17 protein-coding genes are annotated in these 21,407 nt (G+C 40.1%); 12 read left to right on the top strand and 5 right to left on the bottom strand.

Going from position 1 to position 21,407, the window contains the following annotated elements:
- Nucleotides 1-44: 44 nt before the first annotated feature.
- The 7 genes from LXF01_RS13860 to LXF01_RS13830 all read left to right on the top strand — a co-directional run bounded on the left by LXF01_RS13860 (nucleotide 45) and on the right by LXF01_RS13830 (nucleotide 10,344).
- Nucleotides 45-2,255: a carboxy terminal-processing peptidase gene (locus tag LXF01_RS13860; protein ID WP_180034908.1), complete on the top strand. Its 2,211-nt coding sequence runs from the start codon at nucleotides 45-47 to the stop codon at nucleotides 2,253-2,255.
- 437 nt (nucleotides 2,256-2,692) lie between these two features.
- The gene (locus tag LXF01_RS13855) at nucleotides 2,693-4,759 is read left to right on the top strand and encodes a bifunctional diguanylate cyclase/phosphodiesterase (protein WP_233944572.1); all 2,067 of its coding nucleotides are present in this window, start codon (nucleotides 2,693-2,695) and stop codon (nucleotides 4,757-4,759) included.
- 240 nt (nucleotides 4,760-4,999) lie between these two features.
- On the top strand, nucleotides 5,000-6,592 hold the full coding sequence (locus LXF01_RS13850; RefSeq protein ID WP_233944571.1) for a peptide chain release factor 3: 1,593 nt from the start codon (nucleotides 5,000-5,002) through the stop codon (nucleotides 6,590-6,592).
- Nucleotides 6,593-6,698: 106 nt separating this feature from the next.
- On the top strand, nucleotides 6,699-7,526 hold the full coding sequence (locus LXF01_RS13845; RefSeq protein ID WP_233944570.1) for a hypothetical protein: 828 nt from the start codon (nucleotides 6,699-6,701) through the stop codon (nucleotides 7,524-7,526).
- Nucleotides 7,527-7,600: 74 nt separating this feature from the next.
- Nucleotides 7,601-8,557 (top strand): RsiV family protein, encoded by a 957-nt coding sequence (locus LXF01_RS13840; RefSeq protein WP_180084685.1) that lies wholly within the window; start codon nucleotides 7,601-7,603, stop codon nucleotides 8,555-8,557.
- A gap of 8 nt (nucleotides 8,558-8,565) precedes the next feature.
- Nucleotides 8,566-9,387, top strand: a complete 822-nt coding sequence (locus LXF01_RS13835; RefSeq protein ID WP_233944569.1) for a TatD family hydrolase — start codon at nucleotides 8,566-8,568, stop codon at nucleotides 9,385-9,387.
- 150 nt (nucleotides 9,388-9,537) lie between these two features.
- Complete coding sequence (locus LXF01_RS13830) at nucleotides 9,538-10,344, top strand: enoyl-ACP reductase FabI (RefSeq protein ID WP_078189642.1); 807 nt, start codon at nucleotides 9,538-9,540, stop codon at nucleotides 10,342-10,344.
- A gap of 149 nt (nucleotides 10,345-10,493) precedes the next feature.
- On the opposite strand, the gene secB is transcribed toward LXF01_RS13830, so the two are convergent.
- From secB to rsgA, 4 genes are all read right to left on the bottom strand, one after another.
- The gene (secB, locus tag LXF01_RS13825) at nucleotides 10,494-10,949 is read right to left on the bottom strand and encodes a protein-export chaperone SecB (RefSeq protein ID WP_078189641.1); all 456 of its coding nucleotides are present in this window, start codon (nucleotides 10,947-10,949) and stop codon (nucleotides 10,494-10,496) included.
- A gap of 40 nt (nucleotides 10,950-10,989) precedes the next feature.
- The gene (gene grxC / locus LXF01_RS13820) at nucleotides 10,990-11,244 is read right to left on the bottom strand and encodes a glutaredoxin 3 (protein ID WP_078192689.1); all 255 of its coding nucleotides are present in this window, start codon (nucleotides 11,242-11,244) and stop codon (nucleotides 10,990-10,992) included.
- Nucleotides 11,245-11,264: 20 nt separating this feature from the next.
- Nucleotides 11,265-11,672 carry a rhodanese-like domain-containing protein gene (locus tag LXF01_RS13815; RefSeq protein WP_078189639.1) on the bottom strand — a complete coding sequence of 136 codons (408 nt, stop codon included), beginning with the start codon at nucleotides 11,670-11,672 and terminating at the stop codon, nucleotides 11,265-11,267.
- Nucleotides 11,673-11,765: 93 nt separating this feature from the next.
- Nucleotides 11,766-12,824: a ribosome small subunit-dependent GTPase A gene (gene rsgA / locus LXF01_RS13810; protein WP_180004539.1), complete on the bottom strand. Its 1,059-nt coding sequence runs from the start codon at nucleotides 12,822-12,824 to the stop codon at nucleotides 11,766-11,768.
- Between the two features lie 125 nt (nucleotides 12,825-12,949).
- Between rsgA and orn the strand changes: the two genes are divergently transcribed.
- Nucleotides 12,950-13,507 (top strand): oligoribonuclease, encoded by a 558-nt coding sequence (gene orn / locus LXF01_RS13805; RefSeq protein WP_067763591.1) that lies wholly within the window; start codon nucleotides 12,950-12,952, stop codon nucleotides 13,505-13,507.
- Between the two features lie 55 nt (nucleotides 13,508-13,562).
- On the opposite strand, the gene LXF01_RS13800 is transcribed toward orn, so the two are convergent.
- Nucleotides 13,563-14,003, bottom strand: coding sequence for a GNAT family N-acetyltransferase (locus LXF01_RS13800; protein ID WP_233944568.1), 441 nt, complete (start codon nucleotides 14,001-14,003; stop codon nucleotides 13,563-13,565).
- Nucleotides 14,004-14,202: 199 nt separating this feature from the next.
- Here LXF01_RS13800 and LXF01_RS13795 point away from each other — a divergent pair, with 199 nt between their 5' ends.
- The 4 genes from LXF01_RS13795 to LXF01_RS13780 all read left to right on the top strand — a co-directional run bounded on the left by LXF01_RS13795 (nucleotide 14,203) and on the right by LXF01_RS13780 (nucleotide 21,407).
- Nucleotides 14,203-14,973 (top strand): tRNA threonylcarbamoyladenosine dehydratase, encoded by a 771-nt coding sequence (locus LXF01_RS13795; protein WP_180004537.1) that lies wholly within the window; start codon nucleotides 14,203-14,205, stop codon nucleotides 14,971-14,973.
- A 115-nt stretch (nucleotides 14,974-15,088) separates the two neighbouring features.
- Nucleotides 15,089-16,903, top strand: coding sequence for a tetratricopeptide repeat protein (locus LXF01_RS13790; protein WP_233944567.1), 1,815 nt, complete (start codon nucleotides 15,089-15,091; stop codon nucleotides 16,901-16,903).
- Nucleotides 16,904-17,139: 236 nt separating this feature from the next.
- Entirely contained in the window at nucleotides 17,140-19,938 is a 2,799-nt protein-coding gene (locus tag LXF01_RS13785; protein WP_233944566.1) for a type VI secretion system Vgr family protein, read from the top strand.
- Nucleotides 19,938-21,407 (top strand): LysM peptidoglycan-binding domain-containing protein, encoded by a 1,470-nt coding sequence (locus tag LXF01_RS13780; RefSeq protein WP_233944565.1) that lies wholly within the window; start codon nucleotides 19,938-19,940, stop codon nucleotides 21,405-21,407. The genes LXF01_RS13785 and LXF01_RS13780 overlap by 1 nt, the downstream gene beginning before the upstream one ends.

Genomic DNA, 21,407 nt, shown 5'->3' with positions numbered 1-21,407 from the left:
ACACGGTAATATTGGTCTTAATACCAAGGAAGTACAAATTATTTATGAAACTTCAAACATTAGCTTGTGCCGTTGCGATTGCGACAGGTGGATTCTTTTTCACTCATGTGGTGAATGACGCAATTGCTGCCAATAATACAGAAGCAGTGAGCGCGGGTGCTATTCAACCCACTCAAGAACAAGCCTTGGTCTCACGTCAGCTTGCAACATTGGTAGACCGTCAACACTATTTAAATCAGCGTTTAGATGCCAATACATCTAACCGTATTTTAGATTTTTATATTGATAGTTTAGACGCTGAACATACGTTGTTCTTGGCATCGGATATTGAAAATTATAAAAAACGTTATGGTTCAACTTTTGGTGCAAATCTCAAAGCGGGCAATTTAACAGGGCCGTATGCGATTCATGCGCAATATCGTGAGCGCTTAAAACAGTTCTACACCTATATGTTGGAAGAGCTGAAAAAGCCACAGAATTTAAATCAACCGAATAACTACATCGAAACTGATCGTGAAAAAGCGCCATTCTTTAAATCGACAGAAGAGCAGCGTGCGCATTGGAATAAAATGTTGGTCTCTCAGCTGATCAATTTAACCATCAGCAAAGAAGAAGAGAAAGCCAAACAGAAAGCGTTGAAAGATGATCCTGCTTTGGCAAATGGTCAAGATTTAACTGGTCCTGAAGATTTAACACCTGAACAGACTTTAACCAAGCGTTATACACGTCAGTTAGAGCGGATTAGTCGTTTAAAAAGCGATGATGTGCTTGATAAAACTCTGAATGCCATGATGCTGACGTATGATCCGCACAGTAACTATTTCCCACCTGTAGATGCGATGGAATTGAACCGTCAAACCACGCTGCAATTGGAAGGGATTGGGGTGTCGATTCGTCCTGAACGTGGCAACGAAGACTACACTAAAATTGAAACGATTGTAGAAGGTGGTCCAGCCAGCAAATCAGGACAAGTCAAGTCAGGTGATCGCATTGTTGGTGTTGCCCAAGATGGCGACAAAATGGTGGATGTGATCGGTTGGCCGAGCAATGAAATTGTCGGACTGATTCGTGGTAAACGTGGCACCAAAGTGACTCTACGTTTATTGGGTGCTGGTGCGTCCATGAATCAAGCGCGAAATGTCACAATTGTACGTGATGTGATTCAAGAAGAAGATGCAGGCGTGCGTTCACGTACCGTTGAAATTGAGCGTGATGGCAAAAAGCATAAGTTCGGTGTAATTGAAATTCCATCGTTTTACTTGAACTATCGTGCACGTCGTGCAGGTACAGACTACCGTTCTGTGTCAGAAGATACCAATAAAGCCTTAAAAACTTTAGATGCTCAAAATGTTGAAGGTATCATCATTGACTTGCGTAACAACCCTGGTGGCTCACTTGAAGAAGTGGCACGTATGCTTGGTCAAGTGATTAAATCAGGTCCAGTGGTGCAAATCCGTGATGGCAATGGCAATGTCAGCGTGTTTGAAGATGATGATGGGGGCGCGCAAACTTATGCAGGTCCATTGGCAGTATTGATTAACTTGGCTTCGGCGTCTGCGAGTGAAATTTATTCTGCTGCGATTCAAGACTATGAACGTGGTGTGGTGATTGGTAGCACCACAACGGGTAAAGGAACAGCGCAGGTACAACTTGACTCTTTAGCCTATGGTCAAGCAACCTTAACGCAACGTAAATTTTACCGCGTGACTGGCGGCAGTACCCAAAATAAAGGGGTCGTGCCTGATATTAAGTTGGTTGATATTTACAATGAAGAGTTTGGTGAACGTAAAGCGAAAAATGCTTTACAGTGGGATACCATTCCTACAGCACCGTTTAAACGTGAAGGCTCGATCCAAGCCTATGTTCCCGATTTGATTAAGTCATCTCAGCAACGTGTCAGCATTGATCCGCAATTTAAATATTTAGAGCAACGTACTGCGATTGCGAAAAAGACAGAAGAGCAAAAGCGTGTGGTGCTTGACTTAGCGAAGCGTAAAGCCGAGCTGTTGGCACTAGAGCAAAAGTCTTTGGATGCTGAAAATCAGCGTCGTAAAGTGGTGGGTCAAAAACCTTATGCCAACTGGGAAAGCTACCAAGCGTCTATGGATGCATTGGTGGAGGCACGTGCAAAAATGAAGGCAAACCAACGTCCAGCACTGCCTGAAGAAGAAGTCTTTGTGACGGAAGCAGCAAACGTGCTAATGGACTATGCCAAATTACAAGGCAAAACGCATACAACAACAGCCAAAAAGTAAGTAATTCATCCATAAATAACATTGAGATGATTGCTTGAGTTTTGACAGAAAAGATGAATTTACCCATTGAAAAATAGCGAGCTACAGCTCGCTATTTTTTTTTGTGTGTAGAGTGGTGTTAGATTTAAATCTAAAAAGCAATCTAGAAATGATTCTAACTTATTCATTTTATTATGATTAGAAACTGTTCTAAAATAATAAACACCTGATGCAATTTTTATCAAAAGTTTAAGTTTTAGTGAACTTCATCAAGCTTTATTTTTTTAAATTAATCAGTTGCTTAAAATCTTGAAAGAAAGACTTGACCATTACCGTAGACTAATAGATTCTAAGAGAAAATAAGTAAGTAATTGAAAATGTAACAAGTTAAAGGGAAGAGATAGATTGGGTAATTCGGTTAAAGAAAGTGCCACGATAACCTAAGCGGAACGCTTGATATGACCCATATTCATTATGATTACAATCTGGTCGTTGGTTCAATCGTAGTTGCATTATTAAGTTGTTACTTAGCGGTTTCACTCGAACAAATGTTGTTTCGTGGAACACGACCAAGATATGAAAATGTCATATTATTATTCAGCGGTGCAATTTTAGGTGCTGCGATTTGGTGCATGCATTTTGTAGGTATGATGGCCAGCCATTTACCTTCAAATCATAGTTTTGATACCAGTCTTACTCTGACATCCTATTTTATTGCCTTTGTCGCGTCCACTTTTGCCGTGTGGTTAACCACACGACTGACGCTACCATTTCCTCGTTTAATTTTAGGCTCAGTTTTAATGGGGCTAGGCATTTCCGGAATGCATTACACGGGGATGCTGAGTTTAGACGTTCAGGGTTATGAGCAACGATACGAACCTTTAATTGTTATCTGTTCAATTTTAGTTGCGATCTGTGGCTCGTGTTTGGCATTTTGGCTAACGTTTAAAAATAAATACTCGCCAAAACGTAACATCATGAATGCTTTTGTTGCCGTGATGCTGACTTTTAGCATTGTTGCTATGCATTATATTGGTATGGTGGCTGTTGATTTTGTACCGCTAAACTCGATGGATATATTGGTTGCGGCTCAAATTAACCATAATTTATTGCTATTTATTGTCTTATTTGTCACCAGTTTATTGTTGATGGCGGCCTTTAGCGTTGCAGTACTTGAGCAACGTTTAGAACATCGCAGTTTGCAGTTGATGCGCGCAAATCGAGAACTGGCCAATCAAGCGGTACAGGACAATTTGACCCGTTTACCTAATCGACTATTTTTGGCTGAATATGCACATTTTCTATTTACAGAGCATCGCTTAAGACAAGATAAAATTGCTTTTATTTATATTGATATCGACCGTTTTAAAGCGGTCAATGATGTGTTTGGACACCATGTGGGTGATCAACTACTGATTCAAATTGCTACGCGTATTCACCGTTTAATTAATGATAAAGCCAAATTGCTACGAATCGGTGGGGATGAGTTTCTGATTGTACTTGAGTCGGCAAGCAATGACTCTGCCACAGCAATGTCTGAAAAAATATTGGAATTGATGCAAGAAAGCTTTTTGATTGCAGGTAAGGAAATCAATATTTCAGGCAGTATTGGTATTGCGATGTACCCAGAACATGGTGCGAACTTACAAGATCTGCTGATCAATGCAGACACTGCAATGCTGAGTTCGAAGTATCAGGGGCGTAATACCTATTCATTTTTTAATTATACTGCCGACCAATTTGAAGAAAAAAGTCAGACGAAACTGATCAATGATTTATATAAAGCGGTAGAAGAACAACAGTTTATCTTATTTTATCAGCCAAAATTTAATGCCGTTGATCGTGAAATTTGTGGGGTTGAGGCCTTAATTCGTTGGAATCATCCAACTCTAGGTATGTTGACGCCAAATAAGTTTATCAATGGTGCAGAAAAAACTGGACTGATTATTGCCATGGGCTATTGGGCGCTTGAAGAAGCCTGTAAGCAAATTCAGCACTGGGAAAAGCTGAATATGCCGCTGTATTCGATTGCGGTCAATTTATCAGCGATTCAGTTTGAACATAAACATTTATTTAGTACCTTAGAGTCGCTTTTTGCACGGTATGAAATTAACCCGTCACATTTAATTATTGAAATTACCGAGTCAACTGCGATGCATCATATCGATGCCAGTATCGTAACTTTTGAACATTTGAGAAAGATGGGGATTAAAGTTGCGATTGATGACTTTGGAACGGGACATTCAAGTTTCTTGTATTTAAAAGAACTGCCTGTAGATGAGCTGAAAATTGACCGTGAGTTTATCCGTAATTTGAGCGTCGGTTCTAAAGAAGAAATTATTTTAGAAAGTATTATTCACTTGGCAATTCGACTGGGTTTAACGGTCACTGCAGAAGGTGTAGAGACAGAACAACAAGCAGAAATTTTAAAACGTTTAGGTTGCCAACAGTTGCAGGGATATTTGTTAGGAATGCCGATGCCAGTGGCACAGCTTGAAGAACGCATGAAAATGAAAGTTGAATAAAGTCCTCGTAGTCTGATCGCATTGCCAATGAGTGAGAAAAAAAGACAGAGAAATGCTTTATATCGTCGATAAAAACAGGTCGTCATCCAATGTAAAACATCAAGACACGCCACGCTAAGATTTTGACTCAACCCGATGTGGTTGATTATTTTTAATGGTCAATCTGATACAATATCGCCAATTTCCCATATTGATCAGATCTGATCTTTTGCACTGCGAGTTTTGCAGTAGGTGTCTTTCATGAGTTTTAAAGAAGAATTAGCGACACAGGTCGCTCAGCGACGTACTTTCGCTATTATTTCCCACCCCGATGCCGGTAAAACCACAATGACAGAAAAACTGTTGTTATGGGGACAGGCGATTCAGGTTGCAGGTATGGTAAAAAGCCGTAAATCTGATCGTGCGGCAACGTCTGACTGGATGGAAATGGAAAAAGAACGTGGTATTTCGATCACCACTTCTGTTATGCAGTTCCCGTTTAAAGACAAGATGATTAACTTGCTCGACACCCCAGGGCATGAAGACTTTTCTGAAGATACCTACCGTACATTAACCGCTGTTGACTCTGCGCTTATGGTGATTGATGGTGCAAAAGGTGTCGAAGACCGTACGATCAAATTGATGGAAGTGTGTCGTATGCGCGACACGCCGATTATTTCATTCGTCAACAAAATGGACCGTGAAATTCGTGAGCCATTAGAATTACTTGATGAAATCGAAAACGTTTTAAAAATTAAATGTGTTCCGATTACTTGGCCACTGGGCACAGGTCGTGATTTTGCCGGTGTATTTAACCTACTCGAAGAAAAATTCTACGTTTATAAGGCAGGTTTCGGTTCAACCATTACGGATATTGAAGTCCGTGATGGCTATGACTATGCAGATTTGCGTGAAAAAGTTGGCGATCTCGCTTGGGCTGCATTTGAAGAATCATTGGAATTGGTTCAAATGGCCAACGAGCCTTTAGACCGTAATGAATTTTTGGCAGGTCGCCAAACGCCAGTTTTGTTTGGTACGGCACTCGGTAACTTTGGTGTGGACCATGTGTTGGATGCATTTAGTCAATATGCACCTGAACCTAAAGCACATCCGACGCAAGACCGTAAAGTTGAAGCGACTGAAGAAGGCTTCACAGGTTTCGTCTTTAAAATTCAAGCCAATATGGATCCAAAACACCGTGACCGTATTGCATTCATGCGTATCTGTTCAGGTAAGTATGAAAAAGGCTTGAAAATGAAACATGTGCGTCTAGGTAAAGATGTGCGTATTAGTGATGCTTTAACGTTCCTTGCTGGTGACCGTCAGCACCTTGAAGAAGCATGGCCGGGCGACATTATCGGTTTGCATAACCATGGTACGATTCAAATCGGTGATACTTTCACTTCGGGTGAAGATTTACACTTTACCGGTATTCCTCACTTCGCCCCTGAAATGTTCCGTCGCGTGCGTTTAAAAGATCCTTTGAAGTCAAAACAGCTACAAAAAGGCTTAAAAGAACTTTCAGAAGAAGGGGCGACTCAGGTCTTTATGCCGCAAAACAGTAATGACTTAATCGTGGGTGCTGTGGGTGTGCTTCAGTTTGAAGTGGTGGCATATCGTCTGAAAGAAGAATACAAAGTGGATTGTATTTATGAGCCTGTAAGTATCAATACCGTACGTTGGGTATCGTGTGATGACGAGAAAAAATTCAACGAATTTAAGAAAAAAGCACACGACCAATTGTCTGTCGATGGCGGTGGTCATTTAACTTATCTTGCACCAAGTCGTGTGAATTTACAGTTAATGCAAGAACGTTATCCGGATATCGTGTTCAGCAATACACGTGAACACTAAGTTGTTCTTTTACAGAAATAAAACAGCTTCTTCGTGAAGCTGTTTTATTTTGTGGTAGAGTTTTTAAATCCATACATTACGCAATCATTTGGTCGTTTAGGACATCATGAAAATATTCAAGGATGCTACAGTTTTTGCACTTTTGGGGAGTGTTTTGCTGCTCAGTGCATGTGATTCAGGAAAAGAAAACAAAGCGACAAAGCCGGCCGATGATGGCGCTTCTGAAGCGGTCGTGATCAATCCAGATGTTTTGCCCTATTTAAATATTCGAGAGCAAGCAGCAAAAATTGCCAAACCGTTTTGTGAAAATAAAAGTTGTATTGATTTAGAGATACAAACCATTCAGACCGTAGATACGTGGTTGAATAGTTGGATTGAAAAAAATCAGGCCAGCGTCGTACAAGATCAGATTGCATTAAAGCAAAATATGAATCTCCAACAAGCCGTCGATGCGTATGTGAAAAAATCAGATGCTTGGCAGGCAGAGTTTAAAACCAATAAAGCCTATGAATTGGCCATGTACACACGAGTTCCTTATCAACGGAATCAATATGTGTTGCTGCAAATCGGTGTTGATACCAAACAGGAAAATATCACGGTCAAAGAGCGTTATTATTTTTTTGTGGCAGACCGTCGTGCGAAAAAGAATCTTAAACCTTTAGATATTATTGAAGCAAAGCAACAGCAAAATATGGATGCTATTGTGCAGCAAGCCTATAGCAAATGGTTAGATGAACAAGAGGTAGATGTCAAAAAATCGGCACCGAAAAAACTCTATTGGGGCCAAGCAGATTGGTTCTTTGATCAAGAAGGTATCGGTTTGCATTATCGTACAGATGAAATTGTCAAAGATAGTAAACAACTGGATATTTATCTCAGCAAAGCGCAAACACAACAAGTATTGAAAGCTGACGTTTATCAGCATATGTTCTAATCAACGAAAGTATTTAATTTGATAAGATATTTACCAAAATAAATATCAATTATTCAAAATGAAAGGTTGAAGCAATGGTGCAAAAAAATAAAATTTGGGCAAGCTCAATATTGGCAGTTTCTGTTGCATTCACGGCGTGTCAGCCACAACAAGCTGAACCTGAAAAAAAGCCGGATCAAGCAAAAACTGAACAGCCAGATTTGAGTGCAAAACTGATTGGTGATGCGGAAAAATTACAACTGAATTTACCTGAATGTGATGGCGGGGTCTGTCCTGAAATTTCAGTTGAACGCTTAAACAGTAATCAAGCCTTTATTGATGACTTTATTGATGCGGAAATTCTAAAACAGTTAGGTGAAATTCTATCTGTATCGCCTTTAGAAGATAAAACGCTGAGTACTGATGCTCCCGCTGCAAGTGAAGTTCCTGCAGCGTCTGAAGCAAAATCTGCTTTGGCAAAGGTTGAAACGCCCAAATTAAAATTGGAAAAAGCCACGCAGCCTTACATGCAAGCGTTCTTAAATTTAGATAAAGAATTGAAATCTTTAAGTGCCAATCAGCAAATCAGTTTGATGATTAAACCTAAAATATTAAATGCTGAAAAACCCTTGGCAACAGTGGTTTTAAATACCAGTTCATATTTAGGTGGAGCGCATGGTTCTTCTGCACAGCAATATTATAACTTTGATTTAAGCACTCAAAAATTGGTGCAGCTCAACGACATATTATTGCCAAATCAACGTGCTGAGCTTGAAAAGCGGGGCTATGAAGTCTTTAAAACTTGGGTGAAAGATGCCAAGTTGGCAGACAATATTCAAGAATACGAACAGATTTGGAAATTTAAACTGTCTGATAATTTTTATCTGAGTCAGCAAGGTTTAATTTTGCAATATGCCGAATATGAAATTGGGCCGTATGTGGTGGGTTTACCACGTTTGACCATTCCGTATGATCAATTGCAAAGTGTATTGAAAAAGCAATATCTACCTCCAGTTGAAGCTGTTGAAGCCTCAGCCGCAAAAGCAAATTAATTAGTTCAATGACTTACTCACTGTTTGATACGCATACGCATTTTGATGTTGCCGATTTTGACGCTGATCGGGAACAGTTGGCGTATGCTGCCAAACAGGCGGGTGTCGATGCTTTGGTATTAATTGGTTTTGTACAGTCACGTTTTCAAGATTTGCTGCATACTCAAGAGTTTTTAGATCGTTTATCCAATGTTCCAACAAGCTATTTAGCTCCCGGCTTACATCCGTTTTATATTGAGCAACATCGTACAGAACATTTGCTCGATGTGGAGCAGATGCTAAAGCAGCATGATTGTCTTGCTGTCGGTGAAATAGGTTTAGATACCTTTTTGAAACAGCATAAACAGCCCGAACTTTTTCAAAAGCAGCAGCAGTATTTTTCCGCACAACTTGAATTAGCACAGCAGTTTGATAAACCGATATTGCTGCATATTCGCAAATCCCATGCGGAGGTGCTTTCGATGTTGAAAAAGCATCAATTTAAGCTCGGTGGTATTGCACATGCATTTAGTGGTGGTGTTGAAGAAGCGAAGGCATTTACCAAGCTAGGTTTTAAAATTGGTGTAACAGGGCAAATCACCAATCCCAATGCAAAAAAATTACATCAAGTGGTTCAGACTTTGGGTTTAGATCATTTGGTCTTAGAAACCGACTGTCCCGATATGACACCCTTATGTTGTCAGCATTCGACGGAAGGGCGTACCCGCAATACGCCGGTCAATTTGCCCTATGTCTTGCAGGGGCTAGCTCAGAGCTTAAACCGTACTGAATCTGAGATTGCACAGATCTTATGGAGTAATTCATTACAAGCATTGCATCTGGACGCTTAAGGGCCAATAAATATGACGCCGCTTGATTGAATCTAGTTTCATTCGCATCGTGCATGCAATGATGGTTTTCTAAAAAAAGGTGCATTATGCAATTTCTAAAATGCTTTAGACTTGGCATTATGCTGTTAAATTATTTTGAGTGAGTTTCACATGGCACAAGGACTATTGGCTGGCAAACGCTTTTTAATCGCGGGTATTGCAAGTAAGTTATCAATCGCATTTGGTATTGCGCAAGCTTTACATCGCGAAGGTGCAGAACTGGCTTTTACTTATCCAAACGAAAAATTAAAAAAACGTGTAGATGATTTTGCTGAACAATTTGGTTCAACTTTAGTTTTCCCATGTGATGTCGCAGTAGACGCTGAAATTGATACCGCTTTTGCTGAACTTGCTAAACATTGGGATGGTCTAGATGGTGTTGTGCATTCAATTGGTTTTGCACCGGCACATACTTTAGATGGCGATTTCACTGATATTACCGACCGTGAAGGTTTTAAAATTGCTCACGACATCAGCGCATATAGTTTTATTGCGATGGCTCGTGCAGCAAAACCTTTATTGGCTGCGCGTCAAGGTTGTTTATTGACACTGACTTACCAAGGTTCTGAACGTGTAATGCCAAACTATAACGTTATGGGTATGGCAAAAGCGTCACTAGAAGCAGGCGTACGTTATTTGGCAACAAGTCTTGGTGCTGAAGGTATTCGTGTAAATGCGATTTCAGCAGGTCCGATTCGTACCTTAGCGGCTTCAGGGATTAAATCTTTCCGTAAAATGTTAGATCTAAATGAAAAAGTTGCACCGCTTAAACGCAATGTAACTATTGAAGATGTCGGTAATGCAGCATTGTTCCTTTGCTCGCCTTGGGCAAATGGTATTACAGGTGAAATTCTGTATGTTGATGCAGGCTTTAATACTGTAGGTATGAGCGCTGATCTAATGGCAGATGCTGAGTAATTTGCTCCTCCCTTTTTAAAAGGGAGGGTGGGAGGGATTTTGTTAAGTAGAAGTAAATCCCCCTCATTCCCCCTTTTAGTAAAGGGGGAAGCTAAAAGGCAATAAAAAAGACCGCAAAAGCGGTCTTTTTTAGATTTGAAGATAAGCGATTAAGCTTGGCCTTCAGCAGCAGTTTGCGCACGTTGCAAATTCGCTTCGAATTCAGCATCGAAGTTAATTGGTGTAAGCAATAATTGTGGGAAGCTGCCTTTAGTAACCATATCGTTCACAGCTTCACGTAGGAATGGGAACAAGATATTTGGGCAGTAAGCACCAAGAATGTACGGAAGACGTTCTTCTTCAACGCTATCGATCAGGAAGATGCCTGCTTGAGTAACGTCAACGATAAATGCAGTGTCACCCGCATTGTTCGCTTGAACGACAACTTTTAGTGAAACTTCGAAGTGTGTTGGATCAACTTTTTCTGCAGAAGAAGAAAGGTTGATATTTAGTTCAGGCTGCCATTCTTTAGTAAATACTTGAGCCCCAGGTACTTCGAAAGAAATATCTTTAGTATAAATACGCTCTAATGCCAATTGTGGTTGAGCTTGTTGTTCTTCACTCATTGTTTATTCCTTAATATGAGGTGACGATTTATGTTTAAAATTAAGATAGCATGCTGTCGAGTTTGCCTTCACGCTCTAAAGCATAAAGTTGATCAAAACCGCCAATAAACTGATCATTAATAAAAATTTGAGGAACGGTACGGTGGTTGGTGCGTTGCATCAATTCAACACGTACTTCAGGCGCTTCATTTGATAAATTAATTTCTTTATAAGCCACGCCTTTACGCTCTAGGAGCTGTTTTGCACGAATGCAGTAAGGACATACAGTTGTTGAATAAATCGTAACTTCAGCCATGTTAATCTCCTAAGAAGCGCTTATTTGCTTTTAACTAGAGGTAAGCCTTGAGCTTTCCAGTTGCTAATGCCGCCGTCTAAACGGTATGCATCTGCATGACCGACTTGTTGCAATGCAGAACCTGCCACTTGACCAAGGTTACATACAAAAACCAACGGGCGATCAGAAGTTTTTAACTCTTCAATGTGTTTTGTAATTTGGCTATATGGAATATTACGGCTACCGCTAATATGACCTTCGCGGAAGTCTTTCGCATCACGTAAGTCAATCAATTGAGCATTTTTAGCTTTAACTAAAATCCCTAAAGATTGAGGTGAAATTTTGCGACCATTACGCTGGCCTTCAAGAATAAAGAACAGCACGACCAATACAGCCAGCGTTCCAAATAAGAAGGGGTGATTCCCCATAAATTCGAACCAACGTTCCACAATTCACCTAACTACAATTTTAAATTGCCAAGAGTATAGCCCATAAATATGGTGATCAAAATCACCCCTTCAAGGGCATGAACAGAATAAAAATTAATTTTTTTGCTGCGCTTCCGTGATTTCGTCGATCAGACGTAAATAACTGTCTAATCGGCGCGGTAAAATTTCTCCATTTTGAGCCGCCATTCTAAGCGCACATTGCTTTTCATGTTTATGCGTACAGTTACGGAACTGACAATAACCCAAATGTGACTCGATCTCAGGGAAACCTTGTTGAACTTTTTCAAGTTCTAAGTGCCATAAACCAAATTCACGAATTCCTGGTGAATCAATCAATGCAGAACCTTCACCAAACGCAATTAAGCGCGTAGAGGTGGTGGTGTGCTGACCGAGCGCGGAGTTTTCCGAAATAATATTGGTTTTTTGCGCAGCATCCGGAACAATGGCATTAATTAAAGTGCTCTTACCAACCCCAGACTGACCTACAAATGCGACAGTTTCACCAGAAAGTCGAGCAGAAAGTGCGCTTAAGTCACCATCAGATTGGGTTTGCATGACCTCATAGCCCAAGTCACGATATTCTTGTAATAGCGTTAAGATCGGATCGTTGTCTTTAAGTAAGTCTGATTTATTTAAGACCAATAAGGCTGGAATATCAGCATCTGCACAGGCCACCAAATAGCGGTCAATCAGGCCAGGTGCTGGCTCAGGAAGCGGTGCAAATACAATCACAATCAGGCTGACATTGGCTGCGACAGGTTTCACTTTGTGATAACGGTCAGGGCGTGTCAGTAAAGATTGGCGTGGATGAATCGCGGTAATAATCCCTAAACCTGTAATCGGGTCAGCTTGCCATTTGACACGGTCACCCGTCACCAATAATTCGAGATTGGTACGGGTATGGCAGCGCCAAACACTGCCTAATTCGATGGGTTTCCAATGTGGTTCAGGTTCACCTGCTTGCACAATGGGTTTTTCAGGATGCTGGTCGGGTGTAGACAGCGCTTGAACTTCAAGTTGACGACCATAATGTTGGACGACCAAGCCTTCCAAATCTGCAGAAGTATCGATTTCTTCCTGACGAGATTTATGTTGCTTCTGAATGCGACGTTGCTGCTGTTCAGTCAGTCGGCGCTTACGAATTAAAGCCATTCATATCCTAAAAAACCATGAAAACTAGATGGCAAAAATAGCATGAAAGCAGGGTCTATTTACAGCGCAAGCCCAATAAATTTGCTACTATGTTCATTTTTACAGCCTAACAAGATTGCACATTTATGAGCAGCACACCTGATACACGCCTGATTTGGATTGACCTTGAAATGACAGGTCTAGATACAGATAACGACCAGATTATTGAAGTTGCAACAATTGTGACGGATGATAATTTAAATATTCTGGCGGAAGGGCCTGTGCTTGCGGTACATCAGTCTGACCGTGTGCTCAATGCGATGGATGAATGGAACACTCGCCAACATGGTCAATCAGGTCTGATCGAACGTGTACGTCGTAGTAAATTGACAGCACAAGATGCTGAACAGCAAACTTTAGAATTTTTGAAAAAATGGGTGAATCCAAAATCATCACCGATGTGTGGTAACTCAATTTGCCAAGATCGTCGTTTCTTGCATCGTTTAATGCCTGAAATGGAACAATACTTCCACTACCGTAATCTCGATGTATCATCAGTGAAAGAATTGGCGAAACGCTGGCGCCCAGAGATCATGGGTGGCTTGAAAAAGAATGCTTCACATTTAGCGATGGATGATATCCGTGACTCGATTGCAGAGCTCAAATACTACCGTGAATATTTCTTTATTATGAATAAAGACTAAGGTTGTAAGATCGAAAAAGAGGCGAAAGCCTCTTTTTTTATCCGAGATATTTTCTCTATCGTTGATAGATGTTGGCTTGATGAATCTCGAGAAAATTTGCAGGCTGAGCCAAATCGGTAAAGCCAAATTGGCGATATAGGCCATGTGCATCCGCCGTTGCAAGCAACATGCGTCTTAGATCTGCGGAGCCACATTTTTCAAATAAAGTACTCACAATTAATTTTGAATAGCCTTTGTCTCGATGCTCGTCGGCTACATAAATATCGGCTAAATAAGCAAAAGTTGCATAATCCGTAATGGCACGACCAAAACCGATGAGTTCATCATCGAGAAGTAAGGCTACGGCCAAAGAGTTTTCAATCGCTTTTTTCACCACATGTTTTGGAATATCTTTTGACCAATAGGTATGGCTTAAAAAGCGATGCACGGTGTCTAAATCCATTTCATTTTTGTCATCGGTAATTTTTAAATTATTTGGCAGAGGATGGATGTCCATGGCAATACACACTTGAGTTTGAGATCTATGGTTATACTTTTTAAAGCAGACCTCCGTTTGCTGTAAATGTTTATTTTGATGGATTTAGACCTGATGCGAATGCCGCTCTGTTGCGCTGACTGCTGAATTGCGTTTTATCAAAGAAAATAAGTAGCAAATTTGCTAAAATGGCGGCTGATTTAACACTGCCTCCAAACCTATGACTGAACTGCTCCAAGATGATGAATATGACCGCCGTTTTGCTGGCGTAGCCAAAATATATAGTGATGAAAGTTTTCATCATTATGAAAAAAGTCATGTCATGGTGATAGGGATTGGTGGTGTAGGCTCATGGGCGGTCGAAGCTTTAGCGCGTACTGGTATTGGTGAGCTGACCTTGGTCGATATGGATGTCGTTGCTGCATCGAATATTAATCGACAATTGCCTGCCATGAGCACGACATTGGGACATGAAAAAATTGAAGTGATGGCAGAGCGCTGCCGTGCGATCAATCCCCGAATCAAAATAAATTTGATTGATGATTATCTCACACCCGAAAATGTCAAAGAAATTTTGGCAGGTGCTCCTGACCTAATTTTAGATTGTATTGATGATGTGAAGGCCAAATTTGCCTTAATGCTACATTGCCGTTTTAATAAAATTCCGTTGATCGTTTCCGGTGGAGCAGGGGGTAAACTTGATCCGCTGAAAATCCGAGTCGCAGATTTATCAAGAACAGAGCAAGACCCGATGTTAGCTAAATTGCGGACACAATTACGCGGCAAAGGCATTTGTAAAAAGCCGAAAGAAAAGTTTGGGATTACCTGTGTTTATTCGATTGATAATCCATTTTCCAGTGCTGATGTTTGTCCAAGTGCAGGCTTACGTTGTGGTGGATATGGTTCAGCAGTAGTCGTGACGTCCAGCTTTGCGATGGTGGCTGTGTCAGAGGTGCTCAAAAAACTTGATGCAAAACGAGCAAAAGCATGACAGCTATCTCATTTTGAAAAAAATAAAGCACCGAATTCGGTGCTTTTTTTGTATATAGAATTAAAATCAGACACAATGTTGGAATAATTAAAATATTGATTTTTTTGGGGCGAGTATGTGGTTTTTACTGATACTAATTTTGGGGATGGGAGCACTTGCGTTTTGGATGTGGAAAAGACCCGATCCAGTGAAACGCGATCAGGCTAAAGCGGTTGGGCATGACTTGTGGATAGACCAATTAGATGCACAGCTGAAATTTGCAGAACGTTTAATGCTTGATGCACCAACCGACTATGCGCGTGCCTATGAGTTGTATCAAAATTTGGCCAAACAGCATGAAATTCCGCAGGCCTATGTCGCTATGGGGCAGATGCATTTACAAGGCTTAGGCCGAGAAGTCAGTGTGGAAAATGCGCTGGCTTTATTGGAAAAAGCCAATAGTTTAGGTAGTGATGATGCTGCATATGTGTTGGGGCAAGTTGAAGAAGGTATCTATGGCGGTATGCCCAATATTGAAAAGGCGCAATATTGGTATCGACATGCGATTTCACGCGGTCATTTGGATGCACAATATCGACTCGCCGAATTAAACCCAGAAGATCAAACACATGCCGAGCAGCAACATTTAGATTTGTTGCAAAAAAATGCGGACAATGGACATGCCAATTCACAGTATCAATTGGCACAGTTCTATTTAAACCAAGCCACGCCAAATATTACTTTGGGAGTGGAATATTTACTGAAAGCTGCTCAACAAGACCATATGGCGGCTATTCAGCAATTGCAGCAGTTCTATGCTCAAGGAAAGTATCTTGCACAAAATGATGAAAAGTCATTGCAATATTTAAAGCGAGGATTGCTACTCGGGCACCAGCAGCAGTTGTATGAATATTATCAAGCAGTATTGATGGGTAAAATCGACGTCGATCAGCGTCAGCGGGTTTATCATGATCTTTTGCAGCAGGCCAAAGAGCACAAAGTTGCAGCAGCCAGCCGATTATTAGGCATTGCACATTTTCATGGTTGGTACTTGGAGAAGCAGGAAACTTTAGGTTTTCGCTTTCTGACCGAAGCTGCTCAACTTAAAGATGCTGAAGCGATTAGTCTTATTGCCGCACTGTATTTTGAAAAGTATTTGGTTCGTGATGATCCGCAAAAAGCATTTGAGTTATATCAAACAGCGTATCAATTCAAACCCTTATTGATTAACCAAGTTGGTTTGGCCCTATGCTATCTACATGGGGTCGGTGTTGAGCGAAATATCAAGCAAGCGCAGCAACTTTTAGTTGAAGCGGCAAGACACTTAAATGATATGTCCATTACTTGTGTCGCCGATCAGAATTATGTGATTGGACGTTTTTATGCATTGCCAGAATATCCTTTACCACACCGTGATCAGTGTCTGAGTTATCTGGAAAAAGCCGCAGAACAAGGTTCGCAGGATGCTGCTTGGTATCTCTACCGTTTAGCTGTGGAAAATATCTTGCCTGATCTACAGTTTGATGAAGCTCAAACCCAGCGAGCATTGTTGAAGGCGGCAAAATTAGGTCATCCTGATGCACTCACGCAACTAGGTCTAGTTAATTTAAAAGGACAATGGGGAACACAAGATTTCCAACAAGCGTTGCAGTATTTCTCGCAAGCGACAGCATTGGGAAATGTGACTGCCTTGTACCAGCTTGGTGAAATGTCAGAACATGGTTTAGGTGTACAGCAAGATTTAACCCAAGCGCATAGCTATTATGCACAAGCGGCTCAGGGGATGAATGCTGCGGCGTTAACGCGATTGGGCTATTTATATATTCATGGCATGGGCGTAGAGCGTGATCTTAAAATTGCACAGCAATATTTGGAAAAAGCGGCCTTGCAAGGCTATGTCGAAGCACAAGAACAATTGGAGAATATTCACGCATTTTTAAATACCAATTAATCGCGATGCAAAGCAGTAAGGTGGTATTAAGAGACCTGAAGTTTAGTTTGATGGTCTCTATATTTTTTTAATGCAGAAATAAATAGAGTAAAAATAACATAAAGAATTAATGTGGAAATTTGAATTTTTACTTACATAAAACCCAACAAAGCAGGCAGTTTATGCCTAGAAAAATATGAGTTTTTTTGATTAAATACCCCGCATATTTTATAAAAATCTGATTTTAGATAATAACGATGCTGAACAATATATATTCTGCAATTGAAAAATTGGGCATTAGTCCACAAAAACGTGCTTTGCACATTCAATTTTCAAATTCGACATTAAATCAGGCGGTATTTTTACAACGCATTGATGGGGAACATGCGCTTAGTACGGGTTTAAATGTTCAACTGATTTGTCTATCGACTTCTGCGACCTTAGAACTCAAACAATTTATTGGCACGCAAGTCGCAATCGATCAGGTGACCGATGCGGGGCAACTTTTTCGTATTACCGGGATCATTACAGAAGCATTTCAAGGCCAAAGTGATGGTGCATTAACGCTATATAAGTTGACCTTAGAAGATGCAACAGCACTATGGCATAAGCGTCGTAATAGCCGTGTGTTTATGAATAAATCGGTCAAAGATGTGGTCGAGATTATTTTTAAGGAATGGCAAAAAAAGAGCCCACTTTTTGCAGCGAGCTTAAGTTTGGACTTAAGTGGCTTAAAAAAAGAGTATGACGTTCGACCATTCATGATGCAAAGTAATGAAACCGACTATGATTTTATTACCCGCTTATTACGCAGTGAAGGCATTCATTGGTTGGTTGATGAAGCTCAATCTTTTGTAACATCGTCTGCGGCACCCATCGCAGCCCAAAAGCTACGTTTGATTGATAATAATAGTCAATATCAAGCTTTGGAGCGACGTAATATTCGTTTTCATCGCAGTAGTGCGACTGAAAAAAATGACAGTATGACCAGTTTTATCGGTCAGCGCAGTCTGCAACCAACGTCGGTACATGTACAACGATGGCAAGCGGATGTGCTTGAACAGGACGAGGGTGGTGGTGCAGTACAAAGCAAGCATCTACATAGTCAAAATCAAGATAATGCGAGCTTAAGTTTAGAGCAGGCATGGCATGTGAGCCCTGCCTGGATACAAGATCTGAATGGTGAAGATGCTGCAACAGCTTCTAATAGTGCTCAAGTTGAACGTCTCAATCAAAATTTTAGTGATTATTATGCGGCTCAAGCCAAACAATTTATTGCTAAAAGTACCGTGCGTGATACACAAGTTGGTTACTGGTTCAAATTGGATGAGCATCCAGAGATTGACCAGCATCGTGGTGCCGATCAAGAATTTTTGATTTTATCCAAGTCTTTTTATAACCAAAATAATTTACCCAAAGACTTAACCGATCAAGTTACACAACTGATCCATCAAAGTCAGTGGCAAGTCAAACAAAGCGAGGCGGATGAACGCCAAGCCAATACCTTGGCTTTGCAACGTCGAAATATAACGACCGTCCCTGAATTTAATCCGCTCACACATCGACCAGTAACACATCCACAGCGTGCTAAAGTTGTGGGTCCTGCTGGTGAAGAAATCCATGTTGATGAATGGGGGCGGATAAAAGTTCGTTTTCTGTTTACCCGTTCTGATGATCATGGCCATGATGGCGGTGCAGGTGCGAATAATAATGACACAGACTCGGCTTGGGTTGATGTACTGACGCCTTGGGCCGGCGAAGGTTATGGCGCACGCTTCTTACCTCGCATTGGTGAAATAGTCGTCGTTGATTTCTTTGATGGCAATATTGACCGACCATTTGTCGTGGGGCGTATTCATGAAGCGCAGCGTAGTCCTACTAAATTTGACAATAAAGGACAATTACCAGATACCAAAAAACTCGCGGGAATTCGTTCCAAAGAAGTGGCGGGAGAGGGATTTTGTCAATTACGCTTTGATGACACCACGGGACAAATTAGTACGCAGTTGCAAAGTAGCCATGGTGCAACACAACTGAATTTAGGTCATTTAAGTCATCCTAAAGAAAAGGCTGAGAGTGAAAGTCGGGGTGAAGGTTTTGAGCTGCGGACCGATCAATGGGGGGCAGTACGAGCTGGACAAGGCTTATTGGTGTCGACACATCAGCAAGCACAGGCAGGTGGGGTGCATTTAGCGAGCAATGAAGCCCATACTCAAATCGAAAGCGCATTGAATAATGCTAAAGGGCTGAGTGATGTAGCGAAAAACCAACAGACCGACCCTCTTGAAGTATTGGAGAGTCTTCAAGCTTTTATTGAGGTGTTAAGTCAGGATGATCAGCAAAAAGCTGCTGAGTTTAAGTCGGCAGTAATGGTATTAGCTGCGCCAAATTCGATTGCGATGAGTTCCAATGAAGATGTACATATTTCCGCAAATGGCCAGATTAGCCAAACTGCAGGCGATAGTATGAACATTTCCACGCAAAAATCTTTAATAGGTCATGCAGGCAAAAAAATCAGTTTATTTGCAGCGCAAGAAGGATTGAGAGCATTTGCTGGGAAAGGGAAAGTTGAAATTCAGGCACAAGGTGATGGACTCGATCTAATTGCACGTAAGGGCATTCAGATTATTTCAACCGAAGATACGGTATATATCACCAGCCCTAAAGAAATAAACTTAACTGCGGGTGGTTCACAGATCAAACTTAACGGGTCTGGGATATTTCCGACTACGGGTGGGAAGTTTGAGGCGAAAGCGGGGCAGCATTTATTTAAAAAAGGAAAAAAAGTAAATTTTGAAATACCAAACTTAAAACTTATAGATTATAAAAATTATAGTATTAGATTTGATTTGTCAGATTATTTTTTAAACACTAGTTATTCTGAAACAAAATATCGTGTATATACAGAAACTGGGCAGTATTTTACAGGTGGACTAGATTCTCGCGGAAGAACTGAAAGATATTTTACGAATAAGGAAGAAAAATTCACATTATTTGTTGATGTTGATATGGATGTTGAAGAAGAAACTTTAGATATCAAATTGGATGAAATATAATGAAATTAAAACTTACATTTAAATTTGTATCTTATAGTTCTCAAACAGAGGTTATAAATAAATTAGAATATAAAATTGTTGCTCAGTCTACGGTTTATCCAACGATAGCATCTGTTAAAAGTAAAGATGGAGATGTTTCTAACCATAAAGGTTTATCTAGAGAAATTATAACGGATGGATTTAAAGGTTATTATAGTATTTATATTAAAGGATATCCTACTAAGTATAACACATGGACATTGGTAAAAAGATTGAAAATTGATACAGGTGCCTATGTATTAAGATCAATTGAATACTCGGAACAAATTTTAGTTAAAGTTCCAGTAGATAAAATTTGTCTAGCGACTAGTGGGGAAGCGTCGATAAAAACTAATCATCGTAGTGAATTTTATGAAGTAAAAAAAGGAGATACAGTAGAATCAATAGCAAATAAGTTTGGAGTGGAAAAGGATGTATTATTAAAAAATAATGGATTAGCTCACGAATATAAAATTTATGTTAGTCAAAGGCTTTATATTAAAAAAGAACCAATAAAGTTTCCTAAACCAAAATTAATTCTAGCTGATGAAAAAACATTTATAAAATCATCACATATAGTAAGGCGAGGGGATACATTGACTTCAATTGGTAAGGAATATGGTATATCACCATCTGTAATCGCAATTGATAACAATATTGAAGTTGACTCTACACTAAAAGTTGGTATGGAGCTTAAGTTGATAAATCATAAGTATTTTAATAATGCTTTTGAACGAATAAGAATTGATACAAAAATGAGAAGTGAGCTTATTTATAGTAGTGATAAGGGATTTCCTACAGAATTGTCAATCAAGAAAGGTGCAACTCAAGCTTCTGTGAGTCTAGGAGTTGATTTTTTTAATTTTGTAGGGGCGGTGGAATTAGGTTTTGCATATGATGTAAATGGTAATAAAATGCTTTATGTTTCTACAATTGAACAAGTCAATTTATCTACGAATATTATAAATAATATTATAAGCGATATACAAGCTGGGAAAGGTACAGCTAAAGATGTAATCGAAAGTTATAAAAAAAAGGGTGGTCTTACTAAACGAAAGTGGAGTGTTAGCGAAATAAAAAAACAATTAAAAAGTATGTCTTTTACAATAGGTGACTCAGTTGTGCGAACAAATGCACAGCATGTAGAAGATTTGGAAGGGTCAGGAATATCTAAGAGCAACTCTGTCAATCTTGTCATTGGTGATTTAAGTAGAATTAATACTACAGCAACAACAAATGATGGCCGTATAATTGATGGGTCAGGCTATGGGGCATCAGCAGATGTAAATAAAAGCAAATCTGAATCGAATCGGAATGCACCACATGTAACAAATAGCTATGCAGCATCCCAAACATATGGTTTATTTATAATAGATCCTTATAAGAGATTTTCTCAGGCGTATCTTGATAAAGATCCAATAATTGAAATTGAAGTAACACCCAAGGATTAA

Origin of the sequence: Acinetobacter sp. SH20PTE14, assembly GCF_021391555.1 — a bacterium.
Classification (GTDB): Bacteria; Pseudomonadota; Gammaproteobacteria; order Pseudomonadales; family Moraxellaceae; genus Acinetobacter; species Acinetobacter amyesii.
This window is presented reverse-complemented; position numbering and strand designations above follow the sequence as displayed.